This window comes from Roseburia sp. OM02-15, assembly GCF_003481835.1.
GTDB lineage: Bacteria > Bacillota > Clostridia > Lachnospirales > Lachnospiraceae > Eubacterium_I > Eubacterium_I ramulus_A.
The window spans coordinates 181,055-195,651 of record NZ_QULX01000001.1; the positions used below are offsets into that span (position 1 = coordinate 181,055).

At 41.5% G+C, this 14,597-nt stretch carries 13 protein-coding genes; all 13 read left to right on the forward strand.

From position 1 onward, the window contains the following. The first annotated feature begins 31 nt into the window (after positions 1 to 31). The 13 genes from lpdA (at position 32) to DXB15_RS00990 (ending at position 14,554) form a co-directional block, all read left to right on the forward strand. Complete coding sequence (gene lpdA, locus DXB15_RS00925; protein ID WP_118701755.1) at positions 32 to 1,789, forward strand: dihydrolipoyl dehydrogenase; 1,758 nt, start codon at positions 32 to 34, stop codon at positions 1,787 to 1,789. 130 nt (positions 1,790 to 1,919) lie between these two features. Beyond that, complete coding sequence (locus DXB15_RS00930; protein WP_109216919.1) at positions 1,920 to 2,561, forward strand: RpiB/LacA/LacB family sugar-phosphate isomerase; 642 nt, start codon at positions 1,920 to 1,922, stop codon at positions 2,559 to 2,561. A 485-nt stretch (positions 2,562 to 3,046) separates the two neighbouring features. Further along, positions 3,047 to 4,072: a zinc-dependent alcohol dehydrogenase gene (locus DXB15_RS00940; RefSeq protein WP_158582163.1), complete on the forward strand. Its 1,026-nt coding sequence runs from the start codon at positions 3,047 to 3,049 to the stop codon at positions 4,070 to 4,072. 30 nt (positions 4,073 to 4,102) lie between these two features. Beyond that, a complete protein-coding gene (locus DXB15_RS00945) occupies positions 4,103 to 5,071 on the forward strand; it encodes an ABC transporter permease (protein WP_109216922.1) in 969 nt (322 codons plus the stop codon). Then, positions 5,071 to 6,576 (forward strand): sugar ABC transporter ATP-binding protein, encoded by a 1,506-nt coding sequence (locus DXB15_RS00950; RefSeq protein ID WP_118701757.1) that lies wholly within the window; start codon positions 5,071 to 5,073, stop codon positions 6,574 to 6,576. Before DXB15_RS00945 ends, DXB15_RS00950 begins: the two co-directional genes overlap by 1 nt. After that, the gene (locus tag DXB15_RS00955; RefSeq protein ID WP_118701758.1) at positions 6,576 to 7,544 is read left to right on the forward strand and encodes an ABC transporter permease; all 969 of its coding nucleotides are present in this window, start codon (positions 6,576 to 6,578) and stop codon (positions 7,542 to 7,544) included. Before DXB15_RS00950 ends, DXB15_RS00955 begins: the two co-directional genes overlap by 1 nt. Positions 7,545 to 7,732: 188 nt before the next feature. Beyond that, positions 7,733 to 8,920 carry a sugar ABC transporter substrate-binding protein gene (locus DXB15_RS00960; protein WP_118701759.1) on the forward strand — a complete coding sequence of 396 codons (1,188 nt, stop codon included), beginning with the start codon at positions 7,733 to 7,735 and terminating at the stop codon, positions 8,918 to 8,920. 305 nt (positions 8,921 to 9,225) lie between these two features. After that, on the forward strand, positions 9,226 to 10,419 hold the full coding sequence (locus DXB15_RS00965; protein ID WP_109215701.1) for a sugar ABC transporter substrate-binding protein: 1,194 nt from the start codon (positions 9,226 to 9,228) through the stop codon (positions 10,417 to 10,419). 102 nt (positions 10,420 to 10,521) lie between these two features. Beyond that, positions 10,522 to 11,481: an ABC transporter permease gene (locus DXB15_RS00970; RefSeq protein WP_109215702.1), complete on the forward strand. Its 960-nt coding sequence runs from the start codon at positions 10,522 to 10,524 to the stop codon at positions 11,479 to 11,481. Then, on the forward strand, positions 11,481 to 12,983 hold the full coding sequence (locus tag DXB15_RS00975; protein WP_118701760.1) for a sugar ABC transporter ATP-binding protein: 1,503 nt from the start codon (positions 11,481 to 11,483) through the stop codon (positions 12,981 to 12,983). The genes DXB15_RS00970 and DXB15_RS00975 overlap by 1 nt, the downstream gene beginning before the upstream one ends. Further along, entirely contained in the window at positions 12,983 to 13,912 is a 930-nt protein-coding gene (locus DXB15_RS00980; protein ID WP_109215704.1) for an ABC transporter permease, read from the forward strand. The genes DXB15_RS00975 and DXB15_RS00980 overlap by 1 nt, the downstream gene beginning before the upstream one ends. Positions 13,913 to 13,979: 67 nt before the next feature. After that, complete coding sequence (locus DXB15_RS00985; RefSeq protein ID WP_118701761.1) at positions 13,980 to 14,285, forward strand: LysR family transcriptional regulator; 306 nt, start codon at positions 13,980 to 13,982, stop codon at positions 14,283 to 14,285. A gap of 50 nt (positions 14,286 to 14,335) precedes the next feature. Then, positions 14,336 to 14,554 (forward strand): SDR family NAD(P)-dependent oxidoreductase, encoded by a 219-nt coding sequence (locus DXB15_RS00990; RefSeq protein WP_118701762.1) that lies wholly within the window; start codon positions 14,336 to 14,338, stop codon positions 14,552 to 14,554. The last annotated feature ends 43 nt before the right edge of the window (positions 14,555 to 14,597 follow it).

Genomic DNA, 14,597 nt, shown 5'->3' on the forward strand with positions numbered 1-14,597 from the left:
TCAAATGTCTATTTCAAAGGTGGAGGAAAAAATGGCAAAAGTAATTGTAATGCCGAAACTTGGCTATACACAGGATTCTGGTGCAATCGCTGCATGGCTGAAAAATGAAGGGGACACAGTGGAAAGAGGAGAAGCTCTTTTCGATGTTCATACAGATAAAACAGTAGTTACTGTAGAATCAAGTGCTTCCGGAACATTGTTAAAAATTGCACTGGAGCCGGAAGTAACCGTTCCGGTACTGACGCCGGTATGCGTCATCGGTGAGCCGGGGGAAGATGCAGAAGCTGCACTGGCAAATCATAAAACCTTAGAAGTGGCAGATGCTCAGGATGAGGGGCTGCTGGATGATGACGATGACGACGATATCGTTGAAGCAGCAGAGGAAGCTGTCGGGGAGACCACAGCAGAATCTTATGATTATGATATCGTAGTGATAGGTGCCGGACCCGGTGGATATGAGACAGCCATCAAAGCTGCTCAGGTTGGCAAAAAAACATGTATTGTGGAGGCAACATATTTTGGCGGAACCTGCTTAAATGTAGGCTGTATCCCGACAAAAGTAATGATCCATACAGCAGATCTTGTTTCAGAGATCAAAGAGTCACCGGCTTATGCAGTGACCGGTATCGATGCGTCGGCAGTGACCGTTGATATGAAAAAACTGCAGCAGAGAAAGAAAACAGTGGTAAATACCCTGACTGGTGGTGTACAGGCATTGCTTCGTGCAAACGGTGTTACCATTGAAAACGGAAAAGGTTCCTTTATAGATAATCACACGGTTGCTGTAGGGGACAAACAGATCACAGCAGAGAATATTATCATTGCAACCGGTTCCAGCGTATTTATGCCGCCATTCATTGCAGTGGAAGGCGAAAATAACATTCTTACCAGCAATGAAGCATTGGATATGGATGAACTTCCGGGCACGATCGCTGTCATCGGTGGCGGTGTTATCGGTATCGAGTTCGCATATCTGTTAAGCAAACTTGGTTCCAAAGTTGTTGTTCTGGAGCTGATGGATCACATTCTTCCGATGGTTGATCCGGAAATTTCCGGTCTGGCACAGAAACAGATGGAAAAAGATGGTGTGGAATTTAATCTGGGCGCAAAAGTAAAGAGTGTCAAAGATAATCATGTCTATTATGAACTGAATGGTGAAGAACTTGATGTGGCAGCAGATGCAATTCTGATGGCGGTAGGACGTATTCCGAATACGGAAGGATTAAATGCAGAAGGCATCGGCATTGAATTTAATAAACGTGCCATCGCAGTCAATGAAGTAATGCAGACAAACATTCCGAATATTTATGCCATTGGTGATGTCAACGGAAAAGTAATGCTGGCGCATACTGCTTCCCACGAAGGAATGGTTGCAGTAGCACATATCTGTGGCGACCATGCCGATATGAACTATGATCAGATTCCGTCCTGCATCTACATCAATCCGGAGATATCTTCCATTGGTCTGACAGAGGCAAAGGCAAAAGAGCAGTACGACAATGTAAAAGTTGGCCGTTTCCCGATGATGGCAAATGGAAAATCCCTGATCGAAGGCACAACAAACGGAATGATGAAAGTTATTCTGGAAGGTGAGACCGGTGAGATCCTTGGTGTTCACATCTATGCGAGTCATGCAACCGACATGATCGGTGAAGTGTCTGTTGCAATGTCTTCAGAACTGACTGCAGATGAGATGATCCATGCAATTCACCCGCATCCAACCGTAAATGAGGCGCTTGGTGAGACATTTATGTCTGCATGGCTTGGAAAAGCGATTAACTCTTTATAAAACACAGTAAATAATATCATTCAGGGTTCTACAAATGATCCCTGATAGAAAAAAATGTTAGAAATATACGCTTGGAATTTATCGTTTAAAAGATTCCGAGCGTACATAGAAATGAATCGGAGGATAGAAAATGAAAATCGCATTAGTAATGGAGTGGAGTACCTGTACAAAGAATGAGATCGTATATGAGACACTGAAAAAAGTAGCAGAAGCAAACGGACATACTGTTGTAAACTATGGACAGTTTGATATGGATGACAATCGTCAGACATACAACCAGAATGCCATTTTAACAGCTGTTCTCTTACAGTCAGGTGCAGCAGATTTCGTTGTAACAGGCTGTGGAACCGGTGAGGGTGCCATGCTTGCATGCAACGCAATGCCAGGCGTACAGTGTGGTCATGTCGTAGATCCGGCTGACTCTTATCTGTTTACACAGGTAAATGCCGGTAACTGTATGTCTCTGCCATTTGCAAAAGGTTGGGGATGGGGTGCTGAAGTAAACCTTGAGTATGTATTTGAAAAATTATTCGTACAGGAGCCGGGTGGCGGTTATCCGGAGACTGCAGCAGCATCTGAGCAGCGTAATGCAGCATTATTAACAAAATTAAAAGAAGCAGCACATCATGACATCAAAGAGATCCTTGCAAACGAAGATCCGGATGTACATGAGATGGTTCAGGCTGCATTTGCAGGCAAACGTATGGAGTTGTTTAAAGCAGACTGCAAGTGCCCGGAGATCCTGGCAGCAGTAGAAGCAGCAGTGAAATAAGAATGCCGAGGCATTTTTGAAAAGATGACAATTCAAGTCGAACGCACGTGAGACTTGGTGTGTGATAGCACACTTTCGTGTAAATGACATAGGGTTATAATAGTATCAAGAGTGGGAAAGTGTCCTGACTGACAATACGTCGGTCAGGGCATCTTTATTTTCCGAGATTGCATAGCTGCCTGTATACAGGAGAGCACTATTTGCTTTCTTGCAAAAAGGAAATCTTTTTTTGCACAAAAACAAATTGACATGATGTTTTTGTGCAAAAAATCATATTCGATGGAATTGTAATTACATTTGACCAATTGTTTTAAAAAGGAACAAAGTGCAAAAAAGTGTAAGAAACAGGTAAAAGTGCACAAAAAATGCGATGAAAACAGGCAAATACTTGAAAAATGCATAAAAAACGAAAAGTGGCACATGTTTTGCGAATTATATAAGCAAAGAATCGGAAACGAGAAAGAAAAAAGGAGATGGATTTTACAATGAAAGCATTAGTAAAAACTGAAGTTGGAAAAGGAATGGATGGACTTGGCATCATGGATATTCCAAAACCTGTTCCAAAGAAAAACGAATTGCTGATCAAGATCATGGCAACCGGAATCTGTGGAACAGATTTACATATTATGGAAGATGGTTATCCACATTCTGTACCGGTTGCACTGGGACATGAGTTTACCGGAGTAGTAGAAGAAGCTGGCGAAGAAACATCCGGATTTGAAGTTGGGGATCAGGTCATTGTAAATAATATCATCGGATGTGGTCATTGCCATTACTGCAAAAAAGGTGATTATGTATTTTGTAACGAAAAGAGATCTATTGGTATCAACTTAAATGGCGGTATGGCAGAGTATACAGTCGCACCGTTTGATCATTGTATGAAAGTACCAGAGTCTATGAGAGGAAAAGATCTTCCGGCATTAAGCGAACCGATTGCCTGCTGCGTACGTGGGGTGTTAGAGCAGACAGATATCAAACCGGGAGATAAAGTACTGATTACAGGACCTGGTTTTATGGGACTGATGTGTAATCAGCTTGCAAAGCTGTGTGGTGCTTATACGATCATCTCCGGGACACCGGCAGACAAAGCCAGATTAGAGCTAGCGCTGAAACAGGGAGCTGACCGCGTGGTAGATAACGGAGATGATTTAAAGAAAGTAGTAGAAGAAGTAACAGATGGCGGTGTAGACATTGTTCTGGAGTGTTCCGGAAGTCCCTATGCGATTCCTGGTGCATTGGATGCTATTCGCAAACAGGGCGCATGGACACAGGTTGGTATGTACGGAAAAGATGTAACCGTAGCAATGGATACCATCAATCGAAAAGAACTTGATTTCAAGGGAACATTTGCAACTGCAAATTCTACATGGGAAAAATTAGTTAAATTATATGAATTAGATAAATTACAACTGGACGATTATGTAAGTGCAAGAATCCCGCTGGAAAACTGGAAAGAGGGATTTGAAATGTTCCAGAGAAAAGAAGGAATTAAATTGTTCCTGGTACCATAGAAAATGTGGTAAGAAAGGGGGAAAACTTGAATGAGCTCTCAAAAAAAGAGTAAAAACAAGATCATTATAATTGCTGTTGTGGTAGTAGCTATATTGATCGTATTACATATTATTACCGGTTTTGTTCTGTTGTCGCCGAGCAACCTGCTGATCCTTGCCGGTAATATGGCAGTTCCAACAATCATCGCACTTGGATTTACATTCATTTTTGCTTGTAATATTACAGACCTTTCGCCAGGGGCAATTGTTCTGCTTACTGCGAACTGTGCAGGTATTATCGGTAATGCATGTGGAAGTCCGGTAGCAGCGATTCCGGCAATGCTGGTAGGCTGTATCGCAGTTGGTGTTGCATGTGGATTTATCAACTTCACGATTTATCGTGTTTCCAAAATTCCACCATGGATTGCTGGTCTTGGTATGACAATGGCATATGAGGCGATCGTAGGAATTTATTCTCAGGCGCGTGCCAATAAAGGACTTCAGGTAGAATTCCTGAGAGATGAGAACCGTATTCTTGGTTCACAGCCATGGATCTTCATTGTACTCATTATCTGTGTGGTTATTTCCTATATCATTTATAACCATACAACCATCGGAATCAATATCAGAGCGGCAGGATGTAATGAAAACGTTGCAAAAACAATGGGTATCAATGTTTCAAAGACACTGATCATCGGCGGCATTATTGCCGGATTATTCTTCGGCATCGCTGGTGTGGTAAAAGAGAGTGTTTCCATTTTTACTCCGGCACAGGGTGGTCTGACATCTCTTTCCACTGTGTTCCAGCCACTTGCAGCAGTACTTCTTGCAAAGGCACTTTCCAAAAATATCAACCGTATTATTGCGGTACCGATCAGTACATTTATTATCGTTGTTATCTTCAACGTACTGACACTTTTGGGTGTTCCTTCCGGAACATTCCAGGAATTCCTTTTAGGAAGCGTAGTTATTATCTTTGCGGTATTCGCACAGCGTGGTGTAAAGGGGGTAGTTAAGTAATGTATGGTGAAACTATCTTAAAAATTGAAGGATTAAACAAAAGCTTTGGTATTACCCATGCAAATGCGGATATCAACCTTGAACTTCACAGAGGCGAGGTTCGTGCACTGGCAGGAGAGAATGGTTCCGGAAAATCAACCTTACTCTCACAGATTGCAGGAATTTACGGAAGTGATTCCGGTACGATGTATCTGAATGGACAGGTATATGCACCAAAGAGTCCAATGGATGCAAATGATAATAAGATTGCAATCGTTGTTCAGGAGCTTGGTCTTATTGCAGACCTGCCGGCAGGAATTAATGTTTATCTTGGAAGAACGAAAAAGTTTTCAAATCATGGTTTCATTAATCACAAAAAGATTTTTGCAGCAGCAAATGCAGAGCTGGAAAAATGGGGATTACCAAAAATCAATTTTAACCGCAGTACAGACGGACTGAACATTGAGAACAGAAAGATGATTGAGCTTACCCGTGCGCTTTCTTCAGATCCGGATATCCTGATCCTGGATGAAGTAACACAGTCTCTTTCCCATGACAACCGTGAAGTAATCTATGAGCTTATTAAAAAGTTCAAAGAACTTGGAAGAGCGATCTTGCTGATTTCCCACGATCTGGAAGAAACACTTCGTATCTCCGATTCCATTACAGTACTTCGAGATGGAAGAGCAGTTGGAACCGTAGAGACCAGCGATGTAACAGATGATGATGTCAAACGAATGATGGTCGGTCGTGAGATGAGCGGAGATTATTACCGCGTGGATGAAGAAGAAATCTACGAGGATGAAGTAGTATTTTCCTTTGATCACGTGTCAACAGGTACCGGATTAAAAGACGTAAGTTTTGAAGTTCATAAAGGAGAAATCCTTGCGTTCTGTGGACTTTCCGATTCCGGTATCCACGATGTAGGACAGGCTGCTTACGGTCTGGTAAAACCAACATCGGGTAAGGTTTTATTAAACGCCGAAAATCTTGAGATAGAAGATGCAATGTTCTCATTAAAGCACCGAATCGCATATGTTCCGAAAGACAGAGATGAGGAAGCGTTGATGATGGCGACAACCATTCAGAACAACTTCTGTGTACCGTCTCTGGAAGAAATATCCAAGAAATTCGGATATGTCAGTGCAAAAGAAATGCGAGAGATGGCAGATAAAGCCAAGAAAGAATATCAGGTAAAATGTACAAGCGTAAATCAGAATATGAATGGTCTTTCCGGTGGAAATAAACAGAAAGTAAATCTTGGAAGATGGCTTTTGAAAGACCTGCAACTTCTGATCGTTGACTGCCCGACCCGTGGTGTTGATATCGGTGTAAAAGCGTACATTTATCACGTAATGCAGGAAGCAAAGAAAAAAGGTCTTACTATGTTGCTTATCACAGATGAGCTTACAGAGGCTATGGGTATGGCAGATAATATCATTGTTATGAAAGATGGTATGGTCAAGAAAGAAATTGGAAGAAGTTCCCACTTCAGTGAAGAAAAAATGATTGAGGAGATGATCTAATGCGAAAAAAAATTCATGTTTTGGATGTTATGCCCATAATTATCATGCTTGGTCTGTTTGTCTTTTTTGCAATTGGATCTCATGGGAATACCATAACATTATTTAATATCAAAAATATTGTAATTCAGACAGTGCCTGTAGCACTGGGAGCGCTGGGAGTTATCTTTGTTGTATCCATCGGAAGTACAGATATTTCGGTAGGTGCCAATGCAGCTCTCTCCGCAACAATCGCAGCACTTATTTCACAGTCCACATCAGAATTTTTGATGATTCCGCTGACACTTGTTATCAGTACCCTGATCGGTGCTTTCCTTGGCTGGATTATTACAAAATTTAAAACGGACTCTTTTATGACAACACTTGCAAGTCTGATCGGATTAAGAGGATTGATGAACTTTATTCTGTCCCTGAAGACAGTTACAGCACCAAGATATCTGCTTACTATTTCAAGCTTCAAGGTTTCATTGATTATTCTTGTCATTTTTGTAGTAATCGTATTTTTCGTATTTGAGAAGACAAAATTCGGATATTACTGCAAGAGTATGGGTGAAAATGAGAGAACCGTAAAGGCGATCGGTATTAATACAAATAAGATCCGTTTTATCTGTTTCTGTATTTCAGGATTTATGGCAGGTGTTTTTGGATTCATCCTTCTTGGTAAAGTATCAGGTGCGTCAAGTACACTTTGTAACATGATGGAGATGAAGATCCAGATGGCAATTTTCCTTGGTGGTATCCTTGTTACTGGAGGATTTTCAAGTAAACTTTTCAAAGCGATTATCGGATCATTTACGATTGTTATTATTGAGAACGGACTTGTTTCCTGTGGTGTAGCAACATCTCCTTCCGAGATCATTGAAGGTGTCCTGCTTATCGTAATCCTTTGCGTTACGATCTATTCAAACAAGATGGCTCTTAAGAAGAGCGATATGGAGCTTTTGCTTGCGAAAGATGCAAAAGACGCTTAACAGAAACTTATATCAGATGGGAGCCAATCCCCCATCTGATATAGCCTCCGGCAGGATTACAGAGGTGCGCAGTTGAAGTATGTCATGCAATTGCATGACGCGCACCTCGCAACAAGAATGCCGGAGCATTCTTGAAATGAATAAAGCCAGAGTGGTTTTAGGATAAAAGCTTTTTAAGGAGGAAAAAAATGAAAAAAAGATTATTGGGAATGGTTTTGGCAGTAGCTATGGCAAGTTCACTTGCATTAACCGGTTGTGGAAGCGGCGGTGATTCCGGACAGTCAAATGGTACTCAGGGAACAGGGGGATCCTCTGAGCAGGAGAATACATCTTCTTCAGGTGGTCAGTCCGGTGACCTTTCAAATCTTGGTTACACATTTGCAACAAATGACTTTGGCCAGGGTGAATACTCACTGGATATCAACGCGTGGATCATTGATTCTGTCGCACAGCATGTAGGCTCTACAGTAGACGTTGTAGATAACCAGTTTACAGTTGATAACATTGTTACGCAGCTTCGTTCACAGCTTTCCAAAGGACCGGACGGTGTTTGTATGATCGGTATTGCAGAGACTGTATTCCCGGCTATTTCACAGGCTTGCCAGGAAGCAAATGTACCATATGCATTCTTTGCAACTCCGCCGGTTGATGCAGATGTAGAAACAATGGAAGAAGATCCGTTGTATGCAGGTACTGTATTATTCGATCCGGAAGCTGAGGCAGCTTATCTTGCAGAGAAAGCTTATGAAGCAGGTGGAAGAAAAGCCGTTATCCTTGCAGGTGCTCAGGGTGACTACAACCACGATCATCGAATCACTGGTTTCACAAAGAAATTTGAGGAATTAGGTGGCAAAGTTCTTGATGTAGCACGTTGCGATAACCCGGGACAGGGCGATGAGAAAGGTTCTAACCTTCTTTCTGCAAACAAAGATGCAGACGTTGCTATTGGAGCAGGTGCTGGATATATCACATCTCTGGAAGGTGTCAGAGAAAAAATGGGCCTTGATTACAAGATTTACGGCTGTGATACAACTCCAAATCTGATTCAGGATGTTATCGATGGCAAAGTAGAGATCATCTCTGCCGGTGCTAATACAGGTGCCGGATTTGCTGAAATCCTTCTGATCAACAAACTGCTCGGACATCCGATTCTTGATGCAGATGGCAAAGCTCCGTATACAAAAGACCTTACATTATTCTACTGTGATTCTTCCAACTGTGAGAAATTCCAGAAATTCTGGGATGAGTGCCAGAAGAGCCCTCTGACACAGGAAGAAGTTATGAACCTGATCGGTGAAGATGTAACATATGATGATTTTATTACTGCACTGAAGAACTATGCTGATGACAGCTATGCAAAAATTGACAAATATTAATCAGTTAAAATAATTTATAGTGATTTCAAGTCGAACGCACGTGAGACTTGGTGCGTGATTCTGGTCAGCGAAAGCTGACATATTCTTCTCAGAATCACTGCACATCCCCGCGGAGCATTTATCTCAGTCGGAGATTGTACTCCCACTGAGAAAGACTTGTTATTACTCATCACTTGCAGAAGTGGGAGTCTTCTCGACTGAGATAAATGTGATATGATCTCCAGGTGTTAGACTTTACAGGTCTGACATCTGGAGGTTTTTTCAGATTAAAATTATAACAAATTAAAGGGAAGGAGAAATTTATTATGAAAAAGAGACTTTTGGCATTATCAATGATTGCCGCAATGACTGCCGCAATGCTTGCTGGATGTGGCACAGCAGGAGACAGCAACAATGGAGGCACAGCTGATACAAAATCTGCATCAGCAGAAGCGAATACCTCAAAAGATGATTCCGGGGAATATCCGGAGTACAAATTCGGAACCAATATATGGGGATCTGGTTCTTATGTATTGGAGTCAAATGCAAAGACAGCAAATGTCAATTATTCAGGACTTGGTATCACGGTCGATGGTATCAGCAATGAATTTACTGCAGACAAGATTACAACAGATGTTCAGACACAGATATCTGATGGATGCCAGGCAATTCTGGAAATGTGTGTAACACCGCCCTCCTTTATGTCTGTATCACAGATTTGTGAAGAAAATGGAATTCCGTTTGTTCTTTATGATAAAACACCGGGTGATGAAGCTACAAAAGCAGCAGTAGAGAGCAAATCTACCTATGCAGGAACAATTGTATGTTCAGATTATCAGTTCGGTTATGAAATTGGTCAGAAGTGTATTGAAGATGGATGCAAAAAAGTTATTTTAGTAAGATCATCCATCGGTGATGCGTCCCATGATGAACGAGAAAAAGGCTTTACCGCAGCGTTTGTAGATGAAGGTAAGGGAGAAATCCTTGGCTCTGCAGTATGTGCAAACCCTGGTGAAGCTGTAGATAAATCCAACGATGCAATTACAGCATACGGACAGTCTGCTGATTGTATCTATGCATTAGGTTCCGATTTTGCAACAGGTACGATCAATGCGATCGCAGCAAGATCTGATTCTTATTCCAAAGAGCTTAAGATCTATACCACAGATTTTACTCCGGATATGGCACAGCTTATTCTGGATGGAAAACTGGCAGCACTTAACGGTGGACAGCTTGAGGAGTGTTCTGTGGCAGCAGCACTTGCATGCAACTGGCTGGATGGACATCCAATCCTTGATGAAAACGGAAAAGCGCCGTTCTTTAACCAGATGATGCCGTGTACGATCGATGAAACAAATGCGCAGGCATATGTTGACAAGATGGAATCCGGTGAGCCGATCGTTCCTCAGGAGTACTACAAAAACTTACTGTACAGATATAATCCGGATGTAACATATGATGATTTTGTAGAATTCCTTGAGAATTATTCACAGATCTACATGGATGGTATTTCAAGATAATTATATATGAAATTAAGATAATGGTTTTGAATTAAGCTAGAGGTTACCGGATCGGATAGAATCTTATCCAATCCGGTGATTTTTTAGAGGGGGATCGTATTGATGAGAGCTAAAGATAGTAAAAAAAGTACTATTAGTCTCCTGATAATTATTGCAGTTGTTATTGCCGTAATGTTTATTATCAATGTTATTTGTAAATATAACTTTCTTACGGTAAATAACTGGATGCTTATTATCGCGGGGGCGGTTATTCCTACTTTTACAGCATGGGGATTATGTTTTCTGTTTGCTGCCAATGTAACGGATTTTTCCATCGGTGCTATGGTTATTCTGGGAGCAAATCTTGCAGGTACATGGGGAAACAGTGTTGGTATCCCGGGAGTCCTGGTTGGCGGTCTTTTGATTGGTATCTGTCTTACAATGGCTAACTTTCTGGTATTTAATCTTTCGAAAATTCCGTCATGGATTGCTGGTATGGGAATGACTCTTATTTATGAGTCTATCGGTGTCGTATATTCGAATAAACGTTTGGCTGAAGGAAAACAGGTCGTTCAGCTTGAAAATGAACTTAGAATTTTTGGTATGTCACCATGGATCTATATCATTCTTATTATTGGCGGAATCGTGGCTTACATTTTATATAATAAGGCTTCTGTTGGAATCAATATCCGTGCGGTCGGAAACAATCCGCATGTGGCAAAACAGATGGGAATCCCGATTATGAAAACACTGTTATGCTGTGGTCTGATCGCAGGAATCTTTTTCGGATGCTCTGCATTTCTTACAGAAAGTTATTCCGGACGTGCAACGGCGGCCGCAGGATTATCATCTATTTCAAATATTTTCCAGGCGCTGGCAGCAGTCCTGCTTGCACAGGTTATGCAGAAAAAGATCAATATCACGATTGCTATTCCGATTTCTACCATACTGATCATGGCAATCTTTAATGTTCAGACGCAGCTTGGTGTCCGCTCAGGAACCTATCAGCAGGTTGTGCTTGGTGCAATCGTTCTTATCTTTGGAATCATTGCCCAGAGAGGTGCGAAGGGGGTTGTTAAATAATGGCAGAAATTATTCTTGATATTAAAAAACTTAACAAAAGCTTTGGACCGACACATGCAAATGTAGATATTGATTTTCAGCTTGAGGCTGGTGAAGTAAGAGGTCTTGCCGGGGAAAATGGATCTGGAAAATCGACACTTCTTTCACAGATTGCCGGAATGTATCCTTATGACAGTGGAGAGATGACACTTCACGGAAAACCTTATAAACCGACAAGCCCTGTCAGTGCCAATGAGAGCAAAGTAGCGATCATTGTACAGGAATTAGGTATGGTCAGCAACCTTCCTGCCGGCATTAATATTTTTCTTGGAAAGACGAAAAAATGCTCACATTTTGGTCTTGTAAACAATAAGATGATCAAGGCACAGGTGGAAGAAATTACAAAAAAATGGGAACTTCCGTCAATTGACCTGAATGTATCGGCCGGATACATGAATATTGAGCATAGAAAAATGGTTGAGTTAGTCCGTGCACTTTCTGCAGATCCGGATATCCTTATTCTTGATGAGGTGACGCAGTCACTTTCGCAAGATAACAGAAAATGCCTGTATAAACTGATCCGGAAATTTAAAGAGCAGGGACGTTCTATTATCCTGATCAGCCATGATATTGAGGAAATGATCGAGATTACAGATACGATTTCCATTCTCCGGGATGGTGCACTTCTTGACACCGTGAAAAGTAAGGATATCACATCTGATGAGTTGAAGCAGAGAATGGTTGGCCGAAAGCTGGATGGAGATTATTATCGTGATGACCATGGACCAAGCTATGAAGATGATGTTCTTCTTGAAGTGGGTGAGATGTGTACAGAAAATGGTCTGGAAGACATTTCTTTTAAATTGCACAAAGGACAGATCCTGGGATTTTGTGGTTTATCAGATTCTGGAATTCATGAGATTGGAAAGGCTGTATATGGAATAGACAAGCTTACAAAAGGACGGGTACATCTTAATACCTGCAACATAGATATTAAAAACCAGGAAGATTCCTTATACAATCGGGTTGGGTATGCGCCAAAAGACAGAGATACGGATGCATTGATGATGGATGCTCCGATCTGGGAGAATTTTACACTGCCTTCACTGAAAGAAGCTGAGGGAAAGAGCAAAAGGCTCAACATGTCCTGGCTGAATCATCTGGCATTGGATGCAACAAAGGAGTATCAGGTAAAATGCAGGGATGTATATCAGAACATGAGAGAACTTTCCGGAGGTAACAAGCAGAAAGTAAATCTGGGACGCTGGCTGTTAAAGGATCTGGATATCCTGATCGTTGATTGCCCGACACGTGGTGTAGATGTTGGTGTTAAGGCGTATCTGTATGATTGTCTGAAAAAAGCAAAAGCGAAAAACCTTGGAATTATAATGATTACTGATGAATTAGGTGAAGCGATCGGTATGTGTGACGATATTATCGTAATGAAAGATAATAAAATCGTCAAAAGCATAGAGCGTGGACCAGAGTTTAAGGAAGAAATTATTATTGAGGTGATGATCTGATGAAAAAAAGATTTGAAATAAAAAATTGGATTTCCGTAATAGTGCTGGCTGCTCTTTTCGTTGTGCTTGGAACGATGTCAGGTGGGAAATTAATCACACCTCTTAACATTAAAAATCTTCTGGAGCAGTCACTGCCAATCATTATCGGAGGTGCCGGAGTTATTTATATTATTGCAATGGGAAGTACAGATCTTTCCATTGGTGGTACAGCAGCGGTATCAGCAACCGCAGCGTGTATGGTGGCAAGCCGCTTTGGGTTTGTCTGGTTTTTCCCGGTATCGATTGCGATCGGACTTGGAATTGGGCTGTTAAATGGTATTGTGGTCAGCAAGTGCAGGGTATCATCCTTTATGACAACACTGGCGATGCTGATTGGATTGAAGGGTTTGCTGGCTGCTTTGGTTGGCGATAACATTATTATTGCACCAATGCAGATTATAGCATTGAATAAGATTCAGTTTAAAGTTGTCTTTACAATCGTGGTTGTTGTTGTATTTGGGTTCATCTTTGAATCGACACGATTTGGACGTTATTGCAAAGTAATGGGTGAGAATGAGCAGATGGTGCTTTCCATGGGCGTCAATGTCAATAAAATACGTATTATCGCATATGTGATATCCGGATTTATTGGTTCATTGGTAGGTATTATGATGTTGATCCAGCAGGGAGGATCCAGTACAACCATGGGATCATTCCTGGAAATGAAAGTTATGATGGCAATTTATCTTGGAGGCGTTCTGGTATCCGGTGGATTAAGTTCCAAGGTTTACAAGATGATCATAGGGGCCTTTACGATCTCAGTAATGGTTACCGGATTATACCTTGCGGGTATCAGTCCGGATTACTTAAATGCGATCGAAGGTGTTCTTTTGATGATCGTGCTTTTCCTTACAATGAGATTTAACAGAGGAAAAGGTCGTACAGAATAGTAAAAAAGCGGCTCATGAAATTTGTTTTGTGGGCTGTTTTTTATAAGACAACCAAGAGGTGGTTTTTATGACAATTCAGCAGATACAGTATTTTCTAATGGCTGCTGAAAAAATGAGTTTTACAGAGACTGCAAAAGTAATGTATGTTTCACAGCCGGCAGTCAGCAGGCAGATTTCACTGCTGGAGAAAGAAATTGGTCTGGAGCTTTTTCGGCGGAACAAATCTACCTTACAGCTTACTGGAGCGGGGGAACGTCTGGCAGCGTTTTTCTCAAAAACCTTTCAGGAGTACAGAGAGATTAGAAACGAATTAAAAACAGATGCGCATAAGTTAAGCGGTGTGGTGACACTGGGAAGCACAGCCGTAGGATAAGATGAATGTAACTTAACAAAACAGAAAGGATGTAGGTATTTTATGAAAAACTGGTATATTACGGTGCATCTACTGGATTGGGGCGTGAATACGCAGAAGCAGCATTAAACAGAGGTGATCAGGTGGTCGCCGTGTCGATTGATCCGGAGAATATGCAGGATTACAGGGAACGATATGGGGATCGGGTTTTTGTACAGGAATTAGATGTTACCGACCGCGAAGCAGTTGAGCGAAGCACAGAAGCAGAAAAATGGAAAGCAGATATATAACAGCAGGGGATAAAAGATAAATCCGATCATGGAGAAGGAGATT